This window comes from Pseudarthrobacter siccitolerans (genome assembly GCF_001046895.1).
Lineage (GTDB): Bacteria > Actinomycetota > Actinomycetes > Actinomycetales > Micrococcaceae > Arthrobacter > Arthrobacter siccitolerans.
The window spans coordinates 39,409-65,078 of record NZ_CAQI01000038.1; the positions used below are offsets into that span (position 1 = coordinate 39,409).

Here is a 25,670-nt window from a genome sequence, read left to right on the forward strand (position 1 = left end):
GCCCATGAACGTAACGGATCATCTGTCCCCGCGGCGCCCGCGCACCACACGGCGGAAGGCACCCCACCGCGCCGGCATTATCAGCGCCGTGCTCGCCGTTGTCCTCGCTGCAGGGCTGGCATCCTCCACCCCGGTAGCGTTCGCCGACGAGCTTGAAGACAAGCAGAAGGCGCTCGAAGCGGAGGCAGCCAGGGTCCAGCAGTCATTGGAATTCGTTGATTCGCGCATCGCCAAGGCCGCCGGCGACCTGGTCATGTACCAGGGCCAGCTGCCCGGTGCCCAGCAGGCCCTCCTTGAGGCGCAGGGCCGTGTGGCCGGAGCCGTCAAGGAAGTTGAGGCGCTCTCCGCCCGGGTGGACATGGCACAGCAGAACAAGGCCAAAATCACCCAACAGCTGGAAACGGACAAACAAAAGATCGCCGATACCAAAAAGCTGATCGGGCAGATCGCCACCCAGGCCTACAAATCCGGGGGAGTGCCCTCCAACCTGTCCCTCTTTTTCGGCTCCAATAATGGCGGAAGCCTGACCGAGACCATGGACCTGGCGGACCAGGCCATGCGAAGCCAGAACGCCGCCATGGACAAGCTGTCCCAGCAGAGCGCCACCAACGTCAACTCAGAGGCACGCCTCCAGGCCGTCGAAGCCGAAATCAAGGACCTGAAGGCCAAGGCGGACGCAGCGCTTGAGCGGGAGAAGGCCGCCCGGGATGAGGCAGCTGCCAGGAAGGACGAGGTGGACCGGCTGATCGCCGACACCACCCGCCTTGACGCAGAGCTGCAGGCAGCAAAGCCGGGCATCCAGTCACAGCTGGCCAGTGTCCAGGCCAGCCAGAATGCCGTTGCAGCTGAAATCGAAGAACGCGACCGGAAGCTCCGCGAGGCCTGGGAAGCCGAGCAGCGCCGGCTTGCGGCGGAAGCTGCAGCAGCTGCGGCAGCCGCCGCGGCAGCGAGGAACCAGCCGCCGCCTCCTGTGCCGCCGTTCGTGCCGCCGGTCGGATCGCCGTCGGCCTTTGGCCTGCGGCATCCTTTCGATGGCAGCGTCCCCATCACCTCCGGCTTCGGCTGGCGTGCAACGCCGCCGGGTACCATCGATTTCTACGGCCAGGGCGGCTACCTGCACACCGGGATCGACTTCGGCGCGGCCTGCGGCACGCCCGTTTATGCCGCGGCGGCAGGCGAAGTCTTCAGCTCCGGCTGGAACTCGGCCGACGGCGGAGGATGGCGTGTAAAGATCTCCCACGGCCTGGTGCAGGGCAACACCCTGAACACCATCTACTATCACAACTCCAGCATCGTGGTGTCGAACGGCCAGCGGGTATCGCAGGGGCAGCTGATCGCCTACTCCGGCAACACCGGCAACTCCACCGGCTGCCACGCCCACTTCGAAACCTGGCTGAACGGCACCGCCATTGATCCGATGGGGCTGCTGTAGGGCCCATGAGCCTGCCGTACACTGGTATGACTCCGCGCCGGTTGGCCCGGAGGACATCCGATTCTTGAACTGAGGAGCTTTCCCTTGCCTAAAGAAAGTGGCCGTAAAGTGGTGGCCACCAACCGCAAGGCCCGGCACGACTACCACGTGCTGGACACCTACGAGGCTGGAATTGCGCTGATGGGAACCGAAGTGAAGTCCCTGCGCGAGGGCCACGCCTCCATGGTGGACGGATTCTGCACCTTCTACAACGACGAGCTGTGGATGGAAGCCATCCACATCCCGGAGTACAACCAGGGCAGCTGGACCAACCACGCTGCCCGGCGCCGCCGGAAGCTGCTGCTGCACCGCGAGGAACTCATCAAGATCTCGCATAAGGTGCGTGAATCGGGCTATACGATCGTCCCGCTGCAACTGTACTTCGTTGATGGCAGGGCCAAGGTGGAGATCGGCGTGGCCCGCGGCAAGCGCGAGTACGACAAGCGGCAGACCCTCCGCGAGCAGCAGGACAACCGTGAAGCGCAGCGCGAAATGCGGGAGCGGAACCGCCGCCGCTAGGATTGGAATGAATTCCCTGAATGATGCGTTATGATGGGTAGTCCGGTGGGCTTGCCTGCCGGTTTGGTAAGTGAATATGGGGATGATCGGTTTCGACGATGTTAGTCGCGACAGGTGAAGCGGGCCGAGGATGCAGAATTATCTCGTAAACGCTTTCTGCAAACCAATAAGTGCCGAATCTAAGCGCACTGACTTCGCTCTTGCTGCCTAAGCAGTAAGACAGTCCGTCAGCCCGAGGTTGCTATCGCCCCGGATCCTGGCGTCATTTAGATAGCCACTGCTGTTCACTCCCGTCATCGGGGTGAACGGGACTCTTAGATGACTGGGCCCGGATCAGCCAGCTGTTTGCAGCATGGCTGGGGCCGAGAAAATCCGACGCAAACTGCGCCCGGAGAAGCCCTGACAACACGACATCGGACGGGGGTTCAATTCCCCCCATCTCCACATTTGTGGTGAATCGCTCCTTTACGGAGTGGTTCATCAAGAAACACCCCGGTCTTCGGACCGGGGTGTTTTTCTTTGCCCGGCGGATGGCGGGGAGGCCGGCCACGCAGGCACCCGTTCACCCAAGGCGTAGCACGGCCGGGACTACGGATCCGCCGCCGGTCGTTGTCACCGGTAGGACCCGGACAAGCGCAGCGCCGCCGGGGTCCGGCAACCGAGGAGGTGCCCCATGGGCCAGGGGAGCGAACCAGTTCAGGCGCCCGACGCCGACGCCCTGGACTCGTACTCAGAGACCGTCATGCGCGTGGCCGCCACCGTCACGCCCCACGTCGCGGCCTTGGAAATGTCCGCGAGCCGCCGCAACGGACGCATCCGGGTGGGCGCGGGCTCCGCGGTGCTCTTCACAGAGGACGGGTACCTGCTGACCAACTCGCACGTGGTGGCCGGCACGAACCGGGGCCATGCAGTTTTCGGCGACGGCAGCCGGATGGATCTGGAGCTGGTGGGCGCCGACCCCCTGTCCGATCTCGCCGTGGTCCATGGCAGGCCGCCGCGGATTCCGCCTGCCACGTTCGGGAACGCAGAGTCCCTGCGGGTTGGCCAGCTGGTGATAGCGGTCGGAAACCCGCTTGGTCTGGCCGGTTCGGTGACGGCGGGAGTGGTCAGTGGCCTGGGCCGTGCCATCCCGGTGTGGGCCGGGGGCAACCGGCGGGTCATCGAGGACGTGATCCAGACGGACGCAGCACTCAACCCGGGCAACTCCGGAGGAGCGCTGGCCGATACCCACAGCCGGATCGTGGGAATCAACACCGCCGTGGCCGGTGCCGGGCTGGGCCTGGCCATCCCCATCAACGCCACCACCCGGCGGATCATTTCGGCACTGCTCTCAGACGGACGTGTACGCCGCGCCTACCTGGGCCTGGTCAGCACACCCACCCGGCTGAGCCCCAGTGCCGTGATCAGGACCGGCCAGCGGGATGCGCTGCGGGTGGTGGAGGTACTGCCCGGTTCTCCCGCGGACAAAGCAGGGCTGACCGCCGGAGACATCCTCCTCGCGGCAGGCGGCCGCCCGGTCAGTGACGCCGAAAGCCTGCAACGGCTGCTGTTCGTCGACGCCATCGGCGAGCCACTCGAGCTCGCCGTGCTGCGGGACGGCACAGAAGTCCATCTCACCGCTGTGCCTGACGAGATGACGAGCAACGGGAGGCAGCGCCCGGCCTAGTCCTGGCCCGCCACGTCCGCGATGCCCACGAAACGTGTGCCCACGCCGTCGAACTCGCTGCGGACGTGACCCGGGCGCAGCGGCGGGACGTCCTCGGGGTTGTGGTGCGCGCACACCACGTACGTGAATTCCGGCCACCACTTCTTGGGGCGGGCTGCTTCCTCGTAACCGCAGACAGCGCACTCCAAATGCACCCACACCGGACGCTTGCCCGTGCGGTTGGCACGGGACTGCACCAGCCACGGGGGAGGGTTGTCCAGGATCTCCCCGAGCTCAGCCTCCGTCATCCACTTTGGAAGGCCATGGCGCTGTGCCATTTCCATCGGTACATCCAGGGCAATGGCCGCGTCACGTCTGCTAATCATCACCATCCACGATACGGGAGGCCGCCAAATCGCCTCCGGCCGCTCACGAAGTTCAGGAGGCGAGTGCAAGCCCGGCAGCGGCCGCGCCAAAACCGAGAACGAGATTGGCGGCCACGTTCACAGCCGCAGCACCGAATCGGGCTTCACTGAACAGGCGCACGGTTGCCGTGGTCCAGGAACTGAAGGTGGTAAGGCCTCCGGCCAGCCCGGTGGCCAGCGCGATCTGCCATTCCGGGGCCATTCCGAGGCTGAGGGTCAGGGCGTGGGCTGCGCCGATGATGAAGCACCCCGTGACGTTCACGAGCAGCGTGGCCCACGGCCAGTGCAGCCGCCCGCCAAGGCCGGAGCCGCGGGCCGCAGAGTCACGTGCCACTAAGCCGCGGGAAGCCCGGACCGAGGCGTGATCTGCGAACCAGCTGTCCACGGCAAAACGGAGCAGCGCGCCAGCAACCCCGAACACCCCTACCAACGCGGCCGCCATCACGGCCGTGCACCAAGCCCGGTGTCGCGCCCGTTCAACCGGCGGCCCACCACCCTTCCAGACCGCCACCCCGCTCCGGCCGCTGCCAGTCCCAGCAGCAACGACAGCACCAGGTAGGCGACCCAGATGAAGTGCGAGCCCGCCCGGGCCAGCTGGTCCACCGCGAACACCACCGCCGAGAACGTGGTGAAGGAGCCCAGGAGGCCGGGGCCCAGGCCGGCGCGCAGCCAGAAGGCGGTGTGCGGCCGGGCCATCCACACCGAGGTCAGCAACGCCAGGACAAAGCTGCCGCCTACGTTGATCCACAGCGTGGCCCACGGTAGGGAACCCGGGAGATCCGGAAACGCGAGCCCCAGCCCGTACCGCAGTTCAGTACCGAGCAGGCCCCCAGCAGCAACAGCAAGCCAGGCAGGGGCTGCCGGCATGCCGGCACGCCTCATTCAGCCGTCCCCGAGGAGGCAGCCCGGGTGGGGATGGTCGGTGTGTACCCAGAGGGCGGAGGTGATCTCGTCGGCCAGGTCGTAGTCCCTGGTCCTGCCCGAGTTCCGGATCCGCACCACCAGGGCCCCGCCGAACGGCTTGCGGCCCACCACCTCCACTTCGGCGTCGAGGTCTATCTCCTCGGCGGAGAGGTAGCGGAGCAGGTCGGGGTTTTCGTCGCTGATACGGGTGATCCTGCCGGTGTGCCCCTGGTCCAGTTCGCCGAGCAGGTGGGCACGGGGCATCAGGACTGTGCCCTCGGCTGTGGGGATCGGGTCGCCGTGGGGGTCGCGCTGCGGGTCTCCGAGTTTGGCTGCCACACGCTCAATGAACGTATCCGAGACGGCGTGCTCCAGCAGTTCGGCTTCGTCGTGGACCTCGTCCCAGCTGTACCCCAGCTGCTGGACAAGGTAGGTCTCGATCAGGCGGTGGCGGCGCACCATGGAAAGGGCCAGCCGGACGCCCTGTTCGGTGAGCGTGATCGCGCTGTAGGGCTTATGGTCCACCAGGCCCTGGTCCTTCAGCTTCCGGACCATCTCGGATACCGAGGAATTGGCCACTCCCAGCCGCTGGGCGAGCTGGGAGGACGTGATGGGTTTGTCCTGCCATTCAGTGAATGAGTAGATGACCTTGACGTAATCCTCGATGGAGGAGGAGGGCGCGCTGGTCTTCACAGCACCTAGCCTACCCGTTGACCGCCCGCCGTCACGCTTTGATGGCCCGCCAGGTGAGCGTGAGATAGGGCAGTTCGAGCTCTTCGTCGAGGCGGTGCCCCAGGTGGTCGTGGAGGTACCAGTCGAGGTTGGCCAGCACCTTAGCGCGGGTGGTTTCGCCGGCCCGCAGGTAATAGCTCCGGGATTTGGCCAGCTCCACGAGGTCAGTGGTGGTGACGTGGTCCTGCCAGTGCGTGACGTGGCCCTCGAGGTCCCGGAACTCCGGCCCCACCTGTGGCCGGAAGCCTGGCTTGTACACGTCGCCGGCATGCATGATCCGGGAAAGCCGGTGCACCCAGGGAACCGAGGTGTCCAGCTGGTTCCAGATCAGGCCCAGCGTTCCGCGCGGGCGCAGGACGCGTGCCAGTTCTGTGCTCGCCGCCAGGGCGTCACACCAGTGCCAGGCCTGGGCAACGCTCACGACGTCGAAGGCCGCCGCGGGCAGGCCGGTGGCCTCTGCAGTGGCCTGGACAGCCGTGGCAGCGGGATAGTGCGCCCGTAACTGTTCGAGCATGTCCGTGGAGGGGTCCACTGCCGTGACGGACAGTCCCATGCCGAGCAGGAGTTCGGTGAATTTGCCGGTGCCGGCACCGGCATCGAGCGCATCGCGGGCTCCGGCAGGGACCAGCCAGCGTGCTGATTCTTCCGGGTAGCCGGGGCGGACCTGCTGGTAGTGCCGGCCGCCGTCCTGGAAACTCTGGCCGAGCTCCCGCCGCCGTCCGTGCCCAAGTTTGGGGCCACCCCGTACCACGTGTGGCCTCCTTCGATTGATGCCCTTGGGTATCCTTCGAATTTACCGCAATTGCCTAGTCATCGATGCAGGGAGCGGCACCCGCGGTGCCCGGAGTGTTGGGAGCCCAGTGCGGGTAGGTCCGGGTGTCGTTCGCCGGAACCCAGCGCCCGGCGTCCACCACGTAGTCCCAGCCCAGCCCGTTGTTGCGCAGCGCCGTGATGCCGGCAAGGAGACGCTCGGCGTCCTCCAGGCGGGATCCGACGCCGAAGCTGGCGCGCAGCGATCCGGACGGCAAACCCAGGCGCTTCAGCAGCGGGTGGGCGCAGAAGCGGCCGTCGCGCAGGCCCACGCCGTGCTCGGCGGACAGATAGGCGGCCACCAGCCCGGCGTCGTAGCCCTCCACGGAGAAGTTGACCACTCCGATGGTGTCGGTGTCCGGGTTGGTGTCCTTGAAGATCTGGTGCACCGTGACGCCGTCGATCTGCTGCAGGCCTTCCACCAGGAAGGAGCGGATGGCGGACTCGTGGGCGTGCCACTGCTCCTGGTCCAGCCCGGCGATCACCTGCGTGGCACGGGCCAGGGTCGCCGCGCCCAGGACGTTGGGCGAGCCGCCCTCATGGCGGGCCGGGCCGGTGGCCCAGCTGACGCCGTCGAGCCGTGCTTCCTTGACGGCGCCGCCACCGGCAAGGTGCGGCGTTCCGGCGTCAAGCCAGTCCGTGCGGCCCACCAGCACGCCGGAACCGAAAGGTGCGTACAGCTTGTGGCCGGAGAAGGCGAGGTAGTCGACGTCGTCCGCTGCAATGTCCACCCGGCGGTGCGGTGCAAGCTGGGCGGCGTCCACCACGATCCGTGCGCCGTGTTCGTGGGCCAGCGCGGCCAGGGCGCGGATGGGCAGGATTTCGCCGGTGACGTTGGAGGCGCCGGTGACGGCGAGCAGGCTCACGCCGCCCTGGCTCAGTTCCGCACGGATGGCGTCGATGGTTCCGGCGATGGTGTCGGCGGCAACGATGCTGCGGTGCGGGACGCCCTGCCACGGCAGCAGGTTGGCGTGGTGCTCGATGTCCAGGTAGAGGACTTCGCCGTCGGGCCGGCCGTCCGTTGCGGGCAGGCAACCGGCCAGCAGGTTGAGCGAATCGGTGGTGTTCCGCGTGAAGATCACCGAATCGTCCGGGCGGCCGCCCACGAACTCCCGGACAATGTTGCGTGAGTTTTCATATACGGAGGTGCTGATCTGGGATGCGTAACCGGCGCCGCGGTGGACGCTGGCGTAGAACGGCAGGATCTCGTTAAGGTACGCCGAGACCACGGAGAGGGCCGGAGCCGAGGCGCCGTAGTCAAGGTTGGCGTAGCGGACGTGGCCGCCATGGATCAGCGGTGCCTGGATTTCTGCGCCGGTGACGGCGGCGAGCGGACGGCCCGCGGCAGCACGGCGGGCATCGAAGATGGTTCCAGCCTGGGCAGCTTCAAAGGTGGCGTTGGGGGAGACGGTGGCAGTTGTCACGGCAGACCTCACTTCAGAAGGACTCCCACACCCGGGGAATCCGCGCTTGCCGCATCCGCTCCGGACCGGCCTGGTCGTCACCCGGGGCACCCCACCGCGGTTGGAGGGTTGCCGGCCAGCAAACCGGGGTTTCGCGCTGGCACTCGTGACCTGGTTAAGAGCGTAGAACATGGGGCCGGAAGGTTCGAAGCCGGTACCAATGTTAAGCGTTTTGTTACGCGCTGCTGAAAAGGGCTTCTTTTGCCGAAGAAACGACGGCGGGCACCTCCTCGTGGGGGTGCCCGCCGCTCAATTCTTCGGTAAAGCTGTGCTACAGGAGGTCGTCCAGGTCCGGGTTCAGCCTGCGGAGTACCTCGGAGTGCAGGATGGAGTTGGTGGCCAGTGCGTTGCCGCCGAAGGGCCCGTCTTCCCCTTCCAGGGATGTGAAGCGGCCGCCGGCTTCCACCACAACCGGCACCAGTGCTGCCATGTCATAAAGGTTCAGCTCAGGTTCGCAGGCGATGTCCACTGATCCTTCGGCCACCATGCAGTAGGACCAGAAGTCGCCGTACGCACGGGTCCGCCATACATCCTCGGTGAGGCCCAGGAAGTTGTCCAGGCTGCCGCGTTCCTTCCAGCCGCCGAGGCTGGAATAGGAGAGGGAGGCGTCGGAGAGCTTGGAAACATTGGAGACCCGCAGCCGGGTGGCCGCAGCGAGGGAGCGGCCCATGTAGGCGCCCATGCCCTTGGCGGCCCACCAGCGCTTGCCCAGGGCCGGTGCACTGACCACACCCACCACCGGCTCGCCCTCATCCACCAGCGCAATCAGGGTGGCCCAGACGGGGACGCCGCGGACAAAGTTCTTGGTGCCGTCGATCGGATCGATGATCCAGCGGCGCGACCCGTGCCCGGTGCTGCCGAACTCCTCGCCCAGCACCGCGTCGCGCGGGCGGGAACGCGACAACTGGCCGCGGATGGCTTCTTCGGCGGCCTTGTCCGCGTCGGTGACGGGCGTCAGGTCAGGCTTGGTCTCCACCTGGAGGTCCAGGGCCTTGAAGCGGCTCATGGTCTGGTCGTCCACGGAGTCGGCCAGGACATGGGCCAGGCGCAGGTCATCGTTGTAGCTCGAAGCGGGTTGGATCATGGTTACAAACTACCGTCTGCACGCAGTTCTGCTGGGAGATCGGCACTGTCAGTTGACGCTGCCGAGCTCCTTGGCCTCCTGGGCCTCCACCCGGGGATCGGTGCCGAGGAGCCGCCGCAGGGAGGCCAGCCGGGCTTCTCCGGTGGTTCCGGCATGGCCGCCGGCCACCCAGGCATCAAGGCCGCAGTTCACCGCCGTGGCGGTGTGCTTGCAGCCCCTTTCGCAGTCCTCGATGCCGGGGGAGAGGTCCGGGAACGACCGCAGGATCCGGTCCGGGTCCACGTGGGCCAGGCCGAAAGAGCGGATACCGGGGGTATCGATGATCCAGCTGCCGGGCGGGGCATCGGACAGCCTCAGCGCCAGGGCGGACGACGACGTGTGGCGGCCGCGTCCCGTTACGGCGTTGACTCCGCCAGTGGCGCGCTCGGCCCCGGTCAGCGCGTTCACCATGGTCGATTTCCCCACGCCGGAATGCCCGAGCATCACGGTGACCTTTCCGTCCAGGTAGCCCCGCAGCTCCGCCACGGCTGCGCTGTCCAGGCGGGCCGAAAGTCCGTCGTCAGAGCGGGCGTCGATGCCTGACGCTGCCGAATCCGCTGTCCGGCTGATGATTACCGGGAAGTCCAGGTGCGTGTAGTTGGACAGCAGCTCCGCCGGATCCTTGACGTCAGCCTTGGTGACCAGCAGAATCGGCTCGATCCCGGCGTCGTACGCGGCCACCAGGGCGCGGTCGATAAAGCCGGTGCGCGGCTCCGGGTTGGCGGCAGCCACCACAATTACCAGCTGGTCGGCGTTGGCCACCACGGCCCGTTCCACGGGATCGGTGTCGTCGGCGCTGCGCCTCAGAAGGGTTTTGCGGTCCTGGATTTTCACCAGCCGGGCCAGGGTGTTGGGGTCGCCGGAAACGTCTCCCACGAGCGACACGAAATCGCCCGCCACCACCGGATTCCGGCGCAGTTCGCGGGCCCGGGCGGCGATGACAGTCCGCTCGTTGCCGGAGTCCTCACCCACTACTGCTGTGTACCGGCCGCGGTCAACGGTGACGATCCGGCCGGTGACGGCGTCGTCGTGGCTGGGCCGGTCCTTGGTGCGGGGCCTGGATCCTTTTTTGCTCGGCCGGATGCGCACATCCGACTCGTCCCAGGAGTCAGTGCTCCGAGCCACCGGTCGAACCTTCCGGCACCGCACTGGAAACGCCGGTCTGGGCCAGCATGTCTGCCCACAGCCGCGGAAAATCAGGCATGGTTTTGGCGGTGGTGGCGATGTCCTCCACCTGGACCCCTTCCACCGCCAGGCCGAGGATGGCTCCGGCGGTGGCCATGCGGTGGTCCGCGTAACTGTGCACGACGCCGGCATGCAGCTTTGCGGGCCGGATCACCAGTCCGTCGCTGGTCTCCTCGGCGTCGCCGCCCAGGCGGTTGATCTCGGTGACCAGGGCAGCGAGCCGGTCGGTCTCATGTCCGCGCAGGTGTGCGATTCCGGTGAGCCGGGAGGGCCCATTGGCCAGGGCGCACAGCGCTGCGACCGTGGGGGCCAGTTCGCTGGTATCCGCGAAATTGGCGCCGTTGATTTCCGGTCCGCCCGTGACGGTGAGGACGCCGTCGCGCAGGCTGACGTCGGCGCCCATCTCGGCAAGGATGCTGCGCCAGAGATCGCCTACCTGCTGCGTCTGTTCAGGCCAGCCCGGGATCCTGACGGTTCCGCCGGAGGCCAGCGCGGCAGCAAGGAACGGGCCGGCGTTGGACAGGTCCTGCTCGATCTGCTGGTCGAAGGCGCCGATGGGTCCGGGCGCAACAATCCAATGGTTCGGCACTGAATCATCCACCACAACGCCGGCGCCGCGCAGGACGGCAACTGTCATGTTGATGTGGTCCAGGCTGGGCACCGGTTTGCCGACATGCTCCAGGTGCAGCCCTTCGGTGAACCTCGCGCCCACCAGCAGCAGAGCCGAGACAAACTGGGAGGAGGCGCTGGCGTCAATGACCAGGTGGCCGCCACGGACCTCGCCTGAGCCTTCCACCACAAACGGCAAGGACGACGGCGTGCCGCCGTCTTCAGCGGAAACTGCCACTCCCAGCGCCTTCAGGGCCTCGATGATGGTTCCCATGGGGCGCTTCCGGGCATGCGGGTCGCCGTCGAACAGGCTGGCGCCGTTGCGCAGCGCGGCCAGCGGCGGCACGAACCGCATCACCGTTCCGGCAAGGCCGCAGTCGATGGTGGCGGCGGACGGTGCCTTGTCCGCGGTGATCGGGAGGACCTCCAGGTCCGGCCCGAAGGCACCGTCCCCCGGCACCTCCGTGATGGTGGCGCCAAGCTGGCGGAGCGCCTCGATCATCAGTGCGGAGTCCCTGGAATGCAGCGGTGCGCGCAGCCGGGAGGGACCGTCGGCCAGCGCGGCGAGCACCAGGTACCTGTTGGTCAGCGACTTCGAACCCGGCACCGTGACGGTGGCATCCACAGGACGGGAGGCGAAAGGGGCAGGCCAGTGGGGAAGGGATGTTCCGGAGTTGTCCCGGGTGGCGGCAGCTGGTGCGGTCATGTCCTGCTTATGCACCCGTGGCCTGTTCGACGGCGCGGCGGACGGCCTGGTCGGCTTTGTGCAGCTTCTTGTTGGTGGTCTTCCGGGCATCTGCCGTAAGGTGCGCGGCGCCCTTCCGGACATCGGACGCCAGGTGTTCGGCACGCCATGCCAGCCCCGGCTTGCCTGCCGTGTCCACTGAAGCAAGCAGCGCCCCGCCGCTCAGGGACAGGTTTTTCAGCAGCTGGTTGCGGCGGTTTCCGCGGCCTTCCTTGCTGCTGATGTCCGCGCTGCGCCACTCGACGAACGTGTTGAGCAGGGAAACCACGGTCAGTACGGTGGCGGAAAGGCGGGAGAATTTCCCCAGGCCGAACAGGACGCCGGCGCCCACCTGCGTGCCGCCGATAATCCGGGCCAGTGTCTTCTCATTAGTCTGGAAAGGCAGCGCGGCCGCTGCCTTGCTCAGCAGGGGCGAGAGCTGTTGCGCGGTATCGTCGGCGTTTTTGAGCTTATCCATTCCGGCAAGAACAAAACTGGAAGCAAGCATGGGCCGTGCGAGTGTGCGGACAAAGGACATGGATTTCCTCCTGGGTGGACGAACCGCGTCTGGTGCGGCGGAGTCCGTTCTAGTCTTGCACTTTTGGGGAATATTTGCCCGGAACGGCAGGTTATGGAAACTGGGCCCGGAAAGCGGGGCCCACAAGACAAAGCACCGGACAACAGAGCGGAGTTGGCCCTTGAGGCGGGTGTTGGACGGAATCGATGCAGCAGGCCCGGTGGCCGTGGATTCGTTGGGGGCCGAACCTCCAGGGTATGGGTCGCCGCGTGTGCAGAGCCTGACAGTAGACTTGAAGGCAATGAGCACCCTGGATCCGGCCGTTTCGGCCATGTATGAGGCTTCGCAGAACGAGGCTAAGAGCAGCGCTGATACCCGGCCAGAGCCGGCAGAGCCGGCGGAAGACTCCGGGCAGCCTGCGGACGCCGCCGAAGAAGCGGTCAACGTTTCCACGGAATCCGCGGATGACCGCCGTGCGCGGTTCGAACGCGACGCCATGCAGTACGTCGATCAGCTGTACTCGGCGGCCATGCGGATGGCCCGGAACCCGGCTGATGCAGAGGACCTCGTCCAGGAGGCCTACACCAAGGCCTTCTCCGCGTTCCACCAGTACAAGCCGGGGACCAACCTCAAGGCATGGCTGTACCGGATCCTGACCAACACCTATATCAACCTGTACCGCAAACGGCAGCGCGAACCGCTTCAGTCCAACTCGGACACCATTGAGGACTGGCAGTTGGCGCGTGCTGAATCACACACCTCCAGCGGGTTGCGTTCCGCTGAGGCAGAGGCGCTGGATCACCTGCCGGATTCGGACGTCAAGCGGGCCCTTCAGGCCATTCCCGAAGAATTCCGCCTCGCGGTGTACTTCGCGGATGTTGAAGGGTTTGCCTACAAAGAAATCTCAGACATCATGAACACCCCCATCGGAACAGTGATGTCCCGGCTTCACCGCGGCCGGCGAATGCTGCGGGACATGCTCGCGGAATACGCCGCCGAGCGCGGATTCAAAACGGCCGCAAATGCACCGGAAGCGGCGGAAAGCACACAACAGGAGAACAGGAAATGAGCGACTGCCAGGGATTGGGCGACTGCGACGATACCCGGATGCAACGCATCTACGAGTACCTTGACGGCGCGTTGACCCGTGAGGACATCACGGAAATCAAGACGCACCTCGATGAGTGCCCGGAATGCACGGAACAGTACGACCTCGAGTGCGTCATCCGCAACATGGTCAAGCGTTCCTGCACCGAAGCTGCTCCGGAGAACCTGAAGAACGCCATCCTGGACCGGATCCACTCGATCCGTCCCGTGGACGCGTAGGGCGAACGCAACATACAGGGCTCCGTCCCAAACCAGCCCCAAGTACAAAGGACCCCGGAAGCCGAGTGGCTTCCGGGGTCCTTTGCTTTAACCGCTGTACCTGGCATGTGCCTAGGTGTTGGGGCGCTTCCCGTGGTTCGCGCCGCCACGCTTACGGTCACGACGCTTGCGTGCACGCTTGCTCATAGCTGGCCTCCTTAATGTTGGTACTCAAAAGAGCTGCCCTCAAGTCTCCCACATGATCTGGCACCCCGCGAACCGGCAACCGGCGCGTGACCTGCGGCTCAGTGCTTTCGGCCCGCTATCTAATTCCGGACCGAGTTTCGGATGGCGATGCCTGCCTGCTCCAGCACCGTCCGAAGCGTTTCCAGGACCACAGGACTGAGGGCCTGCCTGGCCGCCTGCTGCCGGAGCTCGGCACGAAGATCGTCCCGGAACGCCTGGAGCATCAGCTCGGCTTCCTTGAGGGAGCTTTTGCTGTCAGCCGCCGGGCTGCCTTTGAGGGCGCTGAATGCGGCGGATGCGGCTCCGGCCCTGGCCGCTTCCGCGGTGGCCGCAAGGTCTGCCCGGAGTCCGCGCATGTTGCTGCGGATGTCCTCACGAAGGTTGTCTGCCAGCCGGCGCACGGACGCGGAGATTTCCTTTTCCACGCCTGCCAGTTCTTCGCGGCGCAGGTTGAGTTCTGCAAGCCCGGCGGGTGTGATGCGGTAGTTGGTCCGGCGGCCGGCGGTTTCGGTGACCACCAGCCCCTCTTCCTCCAGTTTCCCGAGCCGGGGATAGATGGTGCCGGCGCTGGGGGAGTAGGTGCCGCCAAACCGTTCCTTGAGTGCCTTGATCAGTTCGTAGCCGTGCTTGGGACCGGACTCGAGCAGGGCAAGCAGGTAAAGCCGCAGGGCGCCGTGGGCAAAGACAGCGGGCATCAGTGCCGTTCTTCCGCGGACCCTGTGGTGTTTCCATTTGCCTCACCGGGAGCCCTGTGCAGGATGGAGGTCTTGCCCGACACCGAGTTGGTCCTGACCAGCATGAGCTTGGCGTCGGGGCCGGCGATCGTTTCCACCTTGCCGCCCGTAACGTGGTATTGCTGGTTCCCGATCACTACGGCCCCGGTGGCCGATTTGGCGACAATATCCACCCCGACGTCGTGGGGGACCCGGATGGTGAGGTCCCCGGAGACTGAATTGGCGCCAAAATCCTGGGTGAAACCCAAGAGGTCGAAATTCATATCGCCGCTGACCGTGTTGGCTCGGATGTGGCTGAAAAGGCCGGAGGCCGTGACCTCGCCCGAGACAGTCTTTGCGGTGAGGACACCGCTGTGGTTCCGGGCGCTGACTTCGCCGCTCACGGTGGTGACGAACAGTTCACCGTCGGTGCCGTCCGCCATCACGGAGCCCGAGACGGTGTTCAAGCGTGTACGGGAGGCCATCCCTGACACCAGTCCGTCGCCGCTGACCGTGCCCGCCTCAACGTCCACGGTGGCGGGCAAGGCAATGCTGATGACAGCGTAGTTCTCACTGTGGTGGTTCACCGTTCCCATGAGGTTCTTGAACCAGCCCTGCGGCCCGTGAAGCTGGTGCCGCACCTCCAGCCGGCCGTCCTGCAGCGAGACAGCCACGGGATCGCCCTGCACCTCGGAAATCTCGATCCGGGTGTAGGGCTGCTCGTGGGCCACTACATCGAAGCGGCCGCGGACCATCCCCAGTTTCAGTGACGCGACAGACCCGACGTCGATTGTCTCCGCGCCCCTGACAGTCCAGCTCTGGTCAGGCGTCGTTCCAGCCATGATTCCTCCAAAGACGATATATCGTGTCTGACCAACGTACTCCCGGTGAGGAAGGAGTTCAAGATATATCGCGAAGGAAACTTACTCGGGTACTGCCATCCCCAGCCACTGGAACCAGCCGCGGTGCAGCACCAGCCAGGCCATGAGACCGTAGCCCGCCTGCCCCGGCGTGCCACCGTTGGCAGCGAGGTCCTGGCGCCATTGTTCGTGGTTCAGGAGCGGGGAGAACGTGTCCACGTAGAGGTGTTTGCGGCGTGTGGTGACGTCGGCGAAAGCGGTGTTCAACTCGTCCAGGCGCCGGTTCTGGGCTGGATCGAGGGTTGGCGGCGGCCCAACAACAAAGACCTCCAGCCGGTTCTGCGAGGCAGAATCGAGGATGTTGGCCAGGTTGAGCCGGCTGCGTGCGGTGGACAGGCCGAATTCGATATCCCGGCCGGACAGGCCGATGACCAGGCGGTTCTCGTACTGGCTGCTGAACCTCCGGCCGGTCTCCTCCAGCCAGCGCGCGGCCAGACCCTCCGTACCTTCCTGCGGGCAGGGAAGTGCGTAGCTTTCCAGGACCATCCCGTCCTGGGGAGTGCGGGCCAGTACGCGGCCCAGCCAGCCGAGCGCCCGGGGGTCACCCAGTCCAGCCAGCAGTTCATCTCCTACAGCTGCGATGCGCAGCTTCCTGTCTTCCACACGTTCCTCTTTACTTCGGTGCCTGCCGGCCGCCACCCGGGAAAGTTTCCCTGTCCGGGCAGGCGCTGTCCATCCCATTAAACAGAACTGCCCGGCCGGAGTCTGGTATTTCGACGTCCGGCCGGGCAGCCTTATTGGTTACTACCGTGCAAATGCCTGCTTCAGCAGGGCATCCTGCTCCGCGGCGTGGCGCTTCATGGAACCCGCTGCGGTGGATGCCGACGCGGGGCGCGACACGAGGCGGACCCTGCGGTCAAGTGCGTCCGGAAGGTTCAGCCCGATGAACGGCCACGGTCCCTGGTTGGCAGGCTCATCCTGCGCCCAGACAACCTCGGCGTTCGGGTACTTGGCCAGTTCGGCAGCAATCTCCGCGTGCGGCAGCGGATAAAGCTGCTCCACCCGGACGATCGCCGTCGTTGTGTCGCCGGTCTTCTGCCGCGTGGACAGCAGATCGTAGTAGAGACGGCCGGAGACCAGCAGGACGCGTTCGACGGCGTCTGCGGCCAGCTGCTCGTGCTCGCCGATCACAGGGCGGAAAGTGCCGTTCGTGAAGTCTTCCACGGACGAGGCAGCAGCCTTGAGGCGGAGCAGCTGCTTCGGTGTGAAGATGATCAGCGGCTTCCGCGGACGGCTGTAGGCCTGGCGGCGCAGGAGGTGGAAGTGCGAGGCCGCCGTGGTGGGGTTGGCCACGATGATGTTCTCTTCGGCGCACAGCTGCAGGAAGCGCTCGATCCGTGCGGAGGAGTGGTCCGGGCCCTGGCCCTCGTAGCCGTGCGGCAGCATCAGCACCAGTGAGGACCGCTGGCCCCACTTCTGCTCAGCCGAGGAGATGAACTCGTCGATGATGGTCTGGGCGCCGTTGACGAAGTCGCCGAACTGGGCTTCCCAGAGGACGAGGGCATCGGGGCGTTCCACCGAGTAGCCGTATTCGAAGCCCATGGCAGCGTATTCGGACAGCAGCGAGTCGTAGATCCACAGCTTGGCCTGGTCGTCGGAGAGGTTGCCCAGCGGCAGCCATTCCTTTCCGTTGGCACGGTCGTGGAAGACGGCGTGGCGCTGCACGAACGTGCCGCGGCGCGAATCCTGGCCGGCCAGGCGAACAGGCACGCCTTCCATGATCAGCGAGCCGAAGGCTGCGATCTCGCCAAAGCCCCAGTCGATGCCGCCTTCACGCGACATCTGCTCACGCTTCTCGAGCAGTTGCTTGAGTTTGGCGTGGACGGTGAAGCCCTCGGGAATCTCCACATGTGCCTTGCCGATCCGGGCCAGCGTGTCAGCGGAAATGGCCGTGGACACGGGAGCGCTGGCGCTGGAATCGGACTGTTGCGCGATGGGCCGTTCGATGTCGGACACTGCTGCCGAATCCGCGGTGATGATCGGAATCGGGGAGGTCTGCGCTGCGTGGGTTTCAGCGAAGACCCGCTCCAGCCGCTCCTGGTAGTCGCGGAGCAGCTGCTCGGCTTCTTCCTCGGTGATGTCACCGCGGCCGATGAGCGACTCGGTGTAGAGCTTACGCACTGAACGCTTGGCTTCGATCAGGTTGTACATCAGCGGCTGGGTCATCGAGGGGTCGTCGCCCTCGTTGTGCCCGCGGCGGCGGTAGCAGACCATGTCGATGACAACGTCCTTGTGGAACCGCTGGCGGAACTCGTAGGCGAGCTGGCCAATACGGACCACGGCCTCGGGGTCGTCGCCGTTCACGTGGAACACCGGTGCCTGGATCATCTTGGCAACGTCGGTGGAGTACGTGGAGGAGCGCGAGGAGGAAGGAGCTGTGGTGAAGCCCACCTGGTTGTTGACCACGATGTGGATGGTTCCACCGGTGCGGTAGCCCCGCAGCTGGGACAGGTTCAGGGTTTCGGCAACCACGCCCTGGCCGGCAAACGCGGCGTCGCCGTGGACCACGATGGGGAGGACAGGGAAGGACTCGCCCTGGTCCAGGCGGTCCTGCTTGGCGCGGACGATGCCCTCGAGCACCGGATCCACAGCTTCGAGGTGGGACGGGTTGGCTGCCAGGTAGACCTTGGTTTCCTTGCCGTTGTCCGAGGTGAACGTGCCCTCGGTGCCCAGGTGGTACTTGACGTCGCCGGAGCCCTGGACCGAACGGGGATCCTGGGTGCCCTCGAACTCGCGGAACACCTGGGCGTAGGTCTTGCCGGCGATGTTGGTGAGCACGTTCAGGCGGCCGCGGTGGGCCATGCCGATGGCCACTTCGTCCAGGCCGTCATCAGCGGCGTCGGACATGATGGCATCCAGCAGCGGAATCAGGGACTCGCCGCCCTCAAGGGAGAAGCGCTTCTGGCCCACGAACTTGGTCTGCAGGAAGGTTTCGAAGGCCTCGGCGGCGTTCAGCTTGGAGACAATCCGCAGCTGCTCTTCACGGCTGGGCTTCGAGTAGGGGTGCTCGAGCTGGTCCTGGAACCACTTGCGCTCTGCCGGCTCCTGGATGTGCATGTATTCGATGCCCGTGGTGCGGCAGTAGGCGTCGCGGAGGACACCGAGGATGTCGCGGAATTTGAGCATCGGCTTGCCGCCGAAACCGCCGGTGGGCCACTCGCGGTCCAGGTCCCACAGGGTCAGGCCGTAGGTCAGGACGTCAAGGTCCGGGTGCTTGCGCTGGACGTATTCGAGCGGATCGGTGTCCGCCATCAGGTGGCCGCGGACGCGGTAGGAGTGGATCAGCTGCTGGATCCGGGCAACCTTGTTGATCTCGTCTGCCGGGTCCACCTGCTTGTCGGCGCTCCAGCGGACGGGCTCGTACGGGATGCGGAGGGACTCGAAGATCTCGTCGTAGAAGTTCTGCGCACCGAGCAGCAGCTGGTGGACCAGTTTCAGGAATTCGCCGCTGCCGGCACCCTGGATCACGCGGTGATCATAGGTGGAGGTCAGCGTCAGGACCTTGCTGATGGCGTTCTGGGCGATGATCTTCTCGCTGGCGCCCTGGAATTCGGCAGGGTAGTCCAGCGCGCCGACGCCGATGATGGCTGCCTGGCCCTTGGACAGGCGGGGCACCGAGTGCACGGTGCCGATGCCGCCCGGGTTCGTCAGGGACACGGTGGTGCCCTGGTGGTCCTCGGCGGTCAGCTTGCCGTTGCGGGCGCGCTTGATGAGGTCCTCGTAGGTGTGCCAGAACTCGGAGAAGTTGAGGGTTTCTGCCTTCTTGATGTTCGGAACCATCAGGAGGCGGGTTCCGTCGGGCTTGGGCATGTCGATGGCGATGCCGAAGTTGACGTGTGCCGGCTGCACGGCGACGGGCTTGCCGTCCACTTCGTCGTAGTACACGTTCATGGACGGGAACTGGGACAGCGCACGGATGACGGCGTAGCCGATCAGGTGCGTGAAGGAGACCTTGCCGCCGCGCGCGCGGGCAAGGTTGGAGTTGATGACCACGCGGTTGTCGATCAGCAGCTTGGCGGGGATGGCCCGGACGCTGGTGGCGGTGGGCACCTCGAGGCTGGTGACCATGTTCGTGGCAATGGCTTTGGCCGGTCCGCGGAGGACGGACACGACGTCCTCTTCGGGAGCGGTGGGCGCCTTGACGTTCTTGGGCAGCTGCGCGGGGATCGGCTGCGAGCCGGTGCCGGACTCGGTCTTTTTTCCGCCATCGCGGGCAACCGTGGCGGGAGCTTTTTTGACGGCAGCGGGGGCGGCAGGTGCTGCAGAGGCAGGCGGGGCCGACGGCGGAGCGGGCGGGGCTGCAGCCGGCTGCGCTGCCGGTGCCGGTGGAGCCGCATTCACAACGGGCATTTCCCTGGTTGCGGGGTGGGCTGTGGCTTGCGCCGAATTTCCGTTGGAAGAAGAACTGCTGCCCGAGCCGAAGGATTCAAACAGCGGCCACCATTTGGCGTCGACAGCGTTCTTGTCCTTTTGATACTGCTCGTACAGTTCGTCAACGAGCCACTCGTTTCCGCCAAATTCCTCTGGTAGACGGTGGCTAGGCTGCTCTGGCACTTGAAATACGCCTCTTCCATGAGTTTGATTTCTCTCCGGCCCACGGTGCCTCAGCACTACGTTTCAACCGGTCTCTGCGTCCTCTGAACCCAGACCATTGCCAGTGTAGTGAGCAACTTGTGGTAACTGCCAATAAGGGTGACCCAAATCATGATAAGACGTAAAAAGGGCCGAATATGGCGACGGGAAGGCTGCAGTGTGACGCCGGCCGCCAACTGGCCGGCCGGCGCCGGGACCACTGCCCGGCTCGCAGGGAAAGGTACGTGCTCCTGTAGACTGAAATTCTTATGGACAGTAAATCTAGGTGCCGGCCTGGGGGCTGTCAGCGGGGCGAAAGCAGCGCCGCACAGTCCACCCGAAGAGCCGGCAAACCCCGAACACGCGCCCATCACCATTCGCTGGCATTGCCGGCAGGAGCTGAAAAGGATAATGCGTCGGCCTCGGCTGACCACCCTCCGCCGGACCGATATTCCTGGCGCCGCTCCCTGACTGTTTCGCCCAGCCGCGTGGCCACCGCTGTCCAGGCGGGATGCTGAATGGAATGGCTTCTCCTCGCAGCGGGACTGCTGCTGATCGCCGGCACGGGCTTTTTTGTCGCCGTCGAATTTTCCCTTATTGCGCTTGACCAGGCCACCGTCCAAAGGGCCATCGACGACGGCGACGAGCGCGCCATCCCGCTGCTCGCGTGCCTGAAGTCGCTTTCAACGCAGCTCTCCAGCTGCCAGTTGGGCATCACGCTCACCACGTTGCTGACCGGTTACGTGATGGAGCCCTCGGTGGGCAAACTCCTGGAAGCCCCGCTGGCCGCCGTCGGACTTCCCGACGTTGCGGTGGCTTCCATCTCCCTGGTCCTGGCGATGGTACTGGCCACGCTGCTGTCCATGCTCCTGGGCGAACTGGTGCCCAAGAACATGGCCATCGCGTTGTCCTTCCCCGTGGGCCGCGCACTGGCCAGGCCGCAGCTGGTCTTCACCGCCGTGTTCAAACCCGCCATCGTGGTCCTCAACGGCTTCTCCAACAAGGTCCTGAACATTTTTGGGCTGGAAGCGAAGGAAGAAATTTCCGGTGCCCGGACCCCTGCTGAGTTGGCCTCCCTGGTGCGGCGTTCAGCGGCGATGGGAACCCTTGATGCCGGTACGGCCAACTTCGTGGCGCGCACGCTGAATTTCTCCACCCGCACTGCGGCCGACGTCATGACTCCCCGCATCCGCGTGGAAACGATCGAGGCGGACCAGCCGGTGTCTGACATCCTGGCGGCCGCGCGCCGCACCGGTTACTCACGCTTCCCCATCATTGGGGAATCCGCAGACGACATCCGGGGACTGGTCCACGTCAAAAAGGCGGTGGCCGTGCCCTGGGACCGCCGGCAGAACCTCGAAGCCGGGGCCATCATGACCGAAGTGCTCCGCGTCCCGGAGACCATCCACCTTGATGCCCTGCTGGCAGAACTGCGTGAAGGCAACCTGCAGCTGGCAGTGGTGCTGGACGAATACGGCGGAACCGCCGGCATCGCCACCCTCGAGGACCTCGTGGAGGAAATCGTGGGGGAGGTGGCGGACGAGCACGACAGGGTCCGCCCGGGACTCCTGCAGAGCGCCTCCGGCGACTGGTACTTCCCCGGCCTGCTCCGCCCGGATGAACTCTCCGAGCAGATTCCCGGCCTCACTGTCCCGGACGAAGCAGCCTACGAAACGGTGGGCGGCTACGTGATGAGCAAGCTCGGCCGGATCGCCGACGTGGGCGACACCGTGCCAGTGGAGGGCGGAACGCTGAGTGTCACCCGGATGGACGGCCGGCGGATCGACCGCATCTGCTTCCGGCCCGCCAGGCCGGAGTCCGGGGCCGGGGACGACACCGGCCGCACGAACAACGACAGGACCGAACGATGAGTGACTGGGCCGGAATATTGTGGCTGGTGGTCCTCTTGTTCGGCAACGCGTTTTTTGTCGCGGCTGAGTTCGCCGTGATGTCTGCCCGCCGGAGCCAGATCGAGCCGCTGGCCGAGGCCGGTTCCAAGCGGGCGCAGACCACGTTGAGGGCCATGGAAAATGTGTCGCTGATGCTGGCCTGTGCCCAGCTTGGGATTACGGTCTGTTCGCTGCTGATCCTGCTTGTGGCGGAGCCGGCCATCCATCACCTGCTGGCGGTGCCGCTTGAGACTCTGGGCCTGCCCATGGAGATCGCTGACGTGGCGGCGTTCGCGGTGGCGCTGATGCTGGTGACGTTCCTGCACGTGACCTTCGGAGAAATGGTGCCGAAGAACATCTCCGTGTCCGTGGCGGACAAGGCAGCGCTCTTCCTTGCACCGCCGCTGATGTTCATTGCCCGGCTGGTCAACCCGGTCATCTCCGTCCTGAACTGGTCCGCGAACCACATCCTCAAGCTGCTGCGTATTGAGCCCAAGGATGAGGTGAACTCTTCCTTCACCCTCGAGGAAGTGCAGTCGATCGTGCAGGAGTCCACCCGCCACGGCCTGGTGGATGACGAGGCGGGGCTGATTACCGGTGCGCTCGAGTTCTCCGAGTACAGTGCTGCGGACATTATGGTTCCCCTCGAGAAGCTGGTGATGCTGAAAGCCGCCACCACGCCGGTGGAGTTTGAGAAGGCCGTGAGCCGCACCGGGTTCTCCCGGTTCCCGATGCTTGACGACGACGACATGCTCTACGGCTATCTCCACGTGAAGGACGTCCTGTCCATCCCGGAGGTTGCCTACGAACGGCCCATCGCCGAAAGCCGGATCAGGTCACTGGCCAACCTCGCCCTTGACGACGAAATCGAGAAGGCAATGTCGGTGATGCAGCGTACGGGTTCCCACCTGGCCCGCGTCATCGGTCCCGACGGGAACACCAAGGGTGTCCTCTTCCTCGAAGACGTGATCGAGCAGCTGGTTGGCGAGATCCGGGACGCCACGCAGGCCAGGGGAGTCCGGCGGCTGGGCCAGCCCAACGGCGCATAGCGCCCGCGGCATCCGGGAGCGCGCCACTAAGAACCGGGCGCCTTGGCCGTGCTGGGCCCGCCACGCTCACGGGCGCGTGGGCCCAGCAACCCCGCGTCCGGTACCTAAATAGGAATGATTCCTATTTAGGTATAAGCTTGAGTGGTTCTTCCCGATCCCTTGACCACTGAACCGAGGTTTCCGTGCGCCGTTCCGCCGCCCGAATGTCCCTTGCCGCCCTTGCCGGGCTGGGCCTGCTGCTCAGCGCGTGCAGCCCCCAGCCCGAGCCTTCGGCCGGTAGTACTGCTGATGGAATCAACGTGGTGGCTTCCACCAACGTGTACGGGGACATTGCCAAGACTGTGGGCGGCGACAAAGTCAGCGTGACCGCCATCATCAACAAGACCAGCCAGGACCCGCACTCCTATGAGGCCAGTGCCCAGGACCGGCTGGCCGTCTCCAAGGCTGATCTTGTGGTGGAAAACGGCGGGGGCTACGACGATTTTTTCAAGACCCTCGTAAAGGACAGCAATCTTGACGCTGCCAAGGTGCTGAACGGCGTCGAACTTTCCGGCCTGGCGCACCCTGAAGAGGAAGTCCCGAGCGAAGGGGCGCCTTCCGAAGCCTCGGGCGAGGATGAGCATGGGCACGGCGAGTTCAACGAGCACGTCTGGTACAGCCTGGCGGCAATGGGCCGTGTAGCCGACAGCCTTGCCTCCCGGTTCGGCGAGCTCGAGCCGGAATCCGCCGCTGCTTTCACGGCCAATGCCGGTACGTTCAAGTCCGAACTCGACGAACTGGCCGGAAAGCTGGGCGGGCTGAAGACAGCAGCGGCCGGAGACAAGGTGGCCGTCACCGAGCCGGTGCCGCTCTACCTGCTGGCCGATGCAGGGCTGGAGAACGCCACTCCCGAGGACTACACTGCCGCGATTGAGGAAGGCTCGGACGTTCCGCCGGCCGTACTCAAGGCCGCAACCGATCTGGTTGCCTCAAAGTCCGTCCGGTTCCTTGCTTACAATGCGCAGACGGAAGGTCCGCAGACCGAGGCGCTGAAGAAGGCGGCCGAAACGGCAGGGGTCCCTGTGGTCGATTTCAGTGAAACGCTGCCAGAAGGAAAGACCTACCTGCAGTGGATGACGGACAATGTGAACAACGTCAGCAAAATTCTGGAGACAAATAGTTGAAACCTGTGGTCAGCCTCGCCGGGGCGTCCCTCGCCTTCGGCCAGCGGACGCTGTGGGAGGACCTGGACCTGGAGATCAGGCCGGGCGAGTTCTTCGCAGTGCTTGGCCCCAACGGCAGCGGTAAGACCAGCTTCCTCAAAGTCCTGTTGGGCCTCCAGGCCCTGCACCGTGGCACGGCCACGCTCGGTGGCCACCCGGTTGAGCGCGGCAGCAGCCTGATCGGCTACATCCCGCAGCAAAAATCGTTTGCCCGGGACACGCCAATGCGCGCCCGCGACCTCGTGGGACTGGGGGTGGACGGCCACCGGTGGGGACTGCGCCTGTCTTCGGCAACGGCCAACCGGAGGATTGATGAGCTCCTTGAACTGGTGGGAGCGGCGGACTATGCCAAGGTCCCGGTGGGCCAGCTCTCCGGCGGCGAACAGCAGCGGCTGCGCGTGGCCCAGGCGCTGGCAACAGATCCAAAGGTCCTGCTCTGCGACGAGCCGCTGCTCTCGCTGGACCTGCACCACCAGCAGGCCGTCAGCGCGCTGATCAACAAACAGTGCCATGATCAAAACAGTGCGGTGGTTTTTGTCACCCACGAGATCAACCCCATCATCGATTATGTGGACCGGGTGCTGTATTTGGCCGGAGGCCGCTTCAAAGTGGGCACCCCGGAGGAAGTGATGACCACGGAGGTCCTCTCCGACCTCTATGGCAGCCACGTTGAGGTCATTCACGCCAACGGACGCATTGTGGTGGTGGGTTTGCCGGACGCCACCACGCACCATCACGCCGAGGCGCACGCCCTTGCCGGAGAGGTGGCCTGATGGACGCCGACAGTATTATTGGCGCCATTTTCAGTTTCGAGAACTACGGCGAGCTGCTGGTCCTGGTCCAGAATTCCATCTGGGCAGGCGCCGTCCTGGGCCTGCTCGGCGGCCTGGTGGGGACGTTCGTGATGAAACGTGACCTGGCGTTCGCAGTCCACGGAATCTCTGAACTGTCCTTCGCCGGCGCGGCCTTCGCCCTGCTGATCGGCGCAGACATCGTTTTCGGTTCGCTCATCGGCTCGGTGGCTGCCGCGTTGCTGCTGGCAGTGATGGGAGTCAGGGCCAGGGACAAAAACTCCATCATCGGGGTGATCATGCCCTTCGGGCTGGGCCTCGGAATCCTGTTCCTGTCCTTGTATGAAGGCCGGGCCGCCAACAAGTTCGGCCTGCTGACCGGGCAGATCGTTTCGGTTGACACGGTCCAGCTTCAGGCGCTGGCCGGAACGGCCGTCGTGGTGATGGTGGTCCTGGCAGCCATCTGGCGGCCCCTGAACTTCGCCAGTGTGGATCCCGAACTTGCCGAGGCCCGCGGCGTTCCGGTCCGGACGCTGGGCATAGTCTTTATGGTCCTGCTGGGCATCAGCGTGGCACTGTCCATCCAGGTGGTGGGAGCGCTCCTGGTTCTCGCGCTGCTCATTACACCGGCTGCAGCCGCCCTCCGGGTGACGTCGTCGCCCGTGGCGGTGGTGGTGCTCAGCGTGGCCTTTGCGATCACGGCTACCGTTGGCGGAATCCTGCTCGCCCTGGGTGGACGCATCCCCATCAGCCCCTACGTCACCACGCTGTCATTCCTGATCTACGTGGTGTGCCGGATTATCGGCTCCGTCCGTGCGTCCCGCGGAATCAACGGCCGGGTGCTGCAACCCCGTTGA

25 protein-coding genes, 1 other RNA gene and 1 riboswitch are annotated in these 25,670 nt (G+C 65.3%); of the genes, 11 read left to right on the forward strand and 15 right to left on the reverse strand.

Going from position 1 to position 25,670, the window contains the following annotated elements; translation table 11 throughout:
• The first annotated feature begins 4 nt into the window (after positions 1–4).
• The 4 genes from ARTSIC4J27_RS07415 to ARTSIC4J27_RS07425 all read left to right on the forward strand — a co-directional run bounded on the left by ARTSIC4J27_RS07415 (position 5) and on the right by ARTSIC4J27_RS07425 (position 3,656).
• The gene (locus ARTSIC4J27_RS07415) at positions 5–1,432 is read left to right on the forward strand and encodes a M23 family metallopeptidase (protein WP_050054574.1); all 1,428 of its coding nucleotides are present in this window, start codon (positions 5–7) and stop codon (positions 1,430–1,432) included.
• A gap of 84 nt (positions 1,433–1,516) precedes the next feature.
• Positions 1,517–1,990, forward strand: a complete 474-nt coding sequence (gene smpB / locus ARTSIC4J27_RS07420; RefSeq protein WP_050054575.1) for an SsrA-binding protein SmpB — start codon at positions 1,517–1,519, stop codon at positions 1,988–1,990.
• 78 nt (positions 1,991–2,068) lie between these two features.
• Positions 2,069–2,437, forward strand: a transfer-messenger RNA (tmRNA) gene (gene ssrA / locus ARTSIC4J27_RS22090).
• Positions 2,438–2,663: 226 nt separating this feature from the next.
• Positions 2,664–3,656, forward strand: coding sequence for a S1C family serine protease (locus tag ARTSIC4J27_RS07425; RefSeq protein WP_050054576.1), 993 nt, complete (start codon positions 2,664–2,666; stop codon positions 3,654–3,656).
• On the opposite strand, the gene ARTSIC4J27_RS07430 is transcribed toward ARTSIC4J27_RS07425, so the two are convergent.
• From ARTSIC4J27_RS07430 to ARTSIC4J27_RS07475, 10 genes are all read right to left on the reverse strand, one after another.
• Positions 3,653–4,021: a hypothetical protein gene (locus ARTSIC4J27_RS07430; RefSeq protein ID WP_050054610.1), complete on the reverse strand. Its 369-nt coding sequence runs from the start codon at positions 4,019–4,021 to the stop codon at positions 3,653–3,655. The two genes, ARTSIC4J27_RS07425 and ARTSIC4J27_RS07430, sit on opposite strands and share 4 nt — an antisense overlap.
• A gap of 52 nt (positions 4,022–4,073) precedes the next feature.
• Positions 4,074–4,502 (reverse strand): FluC/FEX family fluoride channel, encoded by a 429-nt coding sequence (locus tag ARTSIC4J27_RS07435; RefSeq protein ID WP_050054577.1) that lies wholly within the window; start codon positions 4,500–4,502, stop codon positions 4,074–4,076.
• Positions 4,502–4,927, reverse strand: a complete 426-nt coding sequence (locus ARTSIC4J27_RS07440) for a FluC/FEX family fluoride channel (protein WP_235436593.1) — start codon at positions 4,925–4,927, stop codon at positions 4,502–4,504. The genes ARTSIC4J27_RS07435 and ARTSIC4J27_RS07440 overlap by 1 nt, the downstream gene beginning before the upstream one ends.
• Before the next feature lie 15 nt (positions 4,928–4,942).
• Positions 4,943–5,656: a metal-dependent transcriptional regulator gene (locus tag ARTSIC4J27_RS07445; RefSeq protein WP_050054579.1), complete on the reverse strand. Its 714-nt coding sequence runs from the start codon at positions 5,654–5,656 to the stop codon at positions 4,943–4,945.
• Between the two features lie 31 nt (positions 5,657–5,687).
• Positions 5,688–6,446, reverse strand: a complete 759-nt coding sequence (locus tag ARTSIC4J27_RS07450; protein WP_050054580.1) for a class I SAM-dependent methyltransferase — start codon at positions 6,444–6,446, stop codon at positions 5,688–5,690.
• 55 nt (positions 6,447–6,501) lie between these two features.
• Entirely contained in the window at positions 6,502–7,929 is a 1,428-nt protein-coding gene (locus ARTSIC4J27_RS07455) for an aminotransferase class V-fold PLP-dependent enzyme (protein ID WP_050054581.1), read from the reverse strand.
• A gap of 37 nt (positions 7,930–7,966) precedes the next feature.
• A riboswitch (SAM riboswitch) is annotated at positions 7,967–8,080 on the reverse strand.
• 159 nt (positions 8,081–8,239) lie between these two features.
• A complete protein-coding gene (gene hisN / locus ARTSIC4J27_RS07460) occupies positions 8,240–9,052 on the reverse strand; it encodes a histidinol-phosphatase (RefSeq protein ID WP_050054582.1) in 813 nt (270 codons plus the stop codon).
• Positions 9,053–9,100: 48 nt separating this feature from the next.
• Complete coding sequence (gene rsgA, locus ARTSIC4J27_RS07465; RefSeq protein WP_050054583.1) at positions 9,101–10,216, reverse strand: ribosome small subunit-dependent GTPase A; 1,116 nt, start codon at positions 10,214–10,216, stop codon at positions 9,101–9,103.
• Positions 10,200–11,591 carry a 3-phosphoshikimate 1-carboxyvinyltransferase gene (gene aroA / locus ARTSIC4J27_RS07470; RefSeq protein WP_050054584.1) on the reverse strand — a complete coding sequence of 464 codons (1,392 nt, stop codon included), beginning with the start codon at positions 11,589–11,591 and terminating at the stop codon, positions 10,200–10,202. Before aroA ends, rsgA begins: the two co-directional genes overlap by 17 nt.
• 7 nt (positions 11,592–11,598) lie before the next feature.
• Complete coding sequence (locus ARTSIC4J27_RS07475; protein ID WP_050054585.1) at positions 11,599–12,147, reverse strand: DoxX family protein; 549 nt, start codon at positions 12,145–12,147, stop codon at positions 11,599–11,601.
• A gap of 280 nt (positions 12,148–12,427) precedes the next feature.
• Here ARTSIC4J27_RS07475 and ARTSIC4J27_RS07480 point away from each other — a divergent pair, with 280 nt between their 5' ends.
• Both ARTSIC4J27_RS07480 and rsrA read left to right on the forward strand, forming a co-directional pair.
• Positions 12,428–13,195: a sigma-70 family RNA polymerase sigma factor gene (locus tag ARTSIC4J27_RS07480; protein WP_083435365.1), complete on the forward strand. Its 768-nt coding sequence runs from the start codon at positions 12,428–12,430 to the stop codon at positions 13,193–13,195.
• Positions 13,192–13,452: a mycothiol system anti-sigma-R factor gene (gene rsrA / locus ARTSIC4J27_RS07485; protein ID WP_050054586.1), complete on the forward strand. Its 261-nt coding sequence runs from the start codon at positions 13,192–13,194 to the stop codon at positions 13,450–13,452. The genes ARTSIC4J27_RS07480 and rsrA overlap by 4 nt, the downstream gene beginning before the upstream one ends.
• Positions 13,453–13,563: 111 nt before the next feature.
• Here the strand turns inward: rsrA and ARTSIC4J27_RS23535 are convergent, their stop codons facing one another.
• The 5 genes from ARTSIC4J27_RS23535 to ARTSIC4J27_RS07505 form a co-directional block, all read right to left on the reverse strand.
• Positions 13,564–13,638, reverse strand: coding sequence for a 50S ribosomal protein bL37 (locus ARTSIC4J27_RS23535; protein WP_369299106.1), 75 nt, complete (start codon positions 13,636–13,638; stop codon positions 13,564–13,566).
• 119 nt (positions 13,639–13,757) lie between these two features.
• Positions 13,758–14,372: a PadR family transcriptional regulator gene (locus ARTSIC4J27_RS07490; RefSeq protein WP_050054587.1), complete on the reverse strand. Its 615-nt coding sequence runs from the start codon at positions 14,370–14,372 to the stop codon at positions 13,758–13,760.
• A complete protein-coding gene (locus tag ARTSIC4J27_RS07495; protein WP_050054588.1) occupies positions 14,372–15,232 on the reverse strand; it encodes a DUF4097 family beta strand repeat-containing protein in 861 nt (286 codons plus the stop codon). The genes ARTSIC4J27_RS07490 and ARTSIC4J27_RS07495 overlap by 1 nt, the downstream gene beginning before the upstream one ends.
• An 81-nt stretch (positions 15,233–15,313) precedes the next feature.
• Entirely contained in the window at positions 15,314–15,913 is a 600-nt protein-coding gene (locus ARTSIC4J27_RS07500; RefSeq protein WP_152683806.1) for a GDSL-type esterase/lipase family protein, read from the reverse strand.
• 141 nt (positions 15,914–16,054) lie between these two features.
• Entirely contained in the window at positions 16,055–19,864 is a 3,810-nt protein-coding gene (locus tag ARTSIC4J27_RS07505) for a multifunctional oxoglutarate decarboxylase/oxoglutarate dehydrogenase thiamine pyrophosphate-binding subunit/dihydrolipoyllysine-residue succinyltransferase subunit (RefSeq protein WP_050054590.1), read from the reverse strand.
• A 536-nt stretch (positions 19,865–20,400) separates the two neighbouring features.
• On the opposite strand from ARTSIC4J27_RS07505, the gene ARTSIC4J27_RS07510 reads away from it, so the two are divergent.
• The 5 genes from ARTSIC4J27_RS07510 to ARTSIC4J27_RS07530 all read left to right on the forward strand — a co-directional run bounded on the left by ARTSIC4J27_RS07510 (position 20,401) and on the right by ARTSIC4J27_RS07530 (position 25,670).
• Positions 20,401–21,753 (forward strand): hemolysin family protein, encoded by a 1,353-nt coding sequence (locus ARTSIC4J27_RS07510; RefSeq protein ID WP_050054591.1) that lies wholly within the window; start codon positions 20,401–20,403, stop codon positions 21,751–21,753.
• On the forward strand, positions 21,750–22,820 hold the full coding sequence (locus tag ARTSIC4J27_RS07515; RefSeq protein WP_050054592.1) for a hemolysin family protein: 1,071 nt from the start codon (positions 21,750–21,752) through the stop codon (positions 22,818–22,820). Before ARTSIC4J27_RS07510 ends, ARTSIC4J27_RS07515 begins: the two co-directional genes overlap by 4 nt.
• Positions 22,821–23,002: 182 nt before the next feature.
• Positions 23,003–23,983: a metal ABC transporter solute-binding protein, Zn/Mn family gene (locus tag ARTSIC4J27_RS07520; protein ID WP_200900767.1), complete on the forward strand. Its 981-nt coding sequence runs from the start codon at positions 23,003–23,005 to the stop codon at positions 23,981–23,983.
• Positions 23,980–24,795 (forward strand): metal ABC transporter ATP-binding protein, encoded by an 816-nt coding sequence (locus ARTSIC4J27_RS07525; RefSeq protein WP_050054594.1) that lies wholly within the window; start codon positions 23,980–23,982, stop codon positions 24,793–24,795. Before ARTSIC4J27_RS07520 ends, ARTSIC4J27_RS07525 begins: the two co-directional genes overlap by 4 nt.
• Entirely contained in the window at positions 24,795–25,670 is an 876-nt protein-coding gene (locus ARTSIC4J27_RS07530) for a metal ABC transporter permease (protein WP_050054595.1), read from the forward strand. Before ARTSIC4J27_RS07525 ends, ARTSIC4J27_RS07530 begins: the two co-directional genes overlap by 1 nt.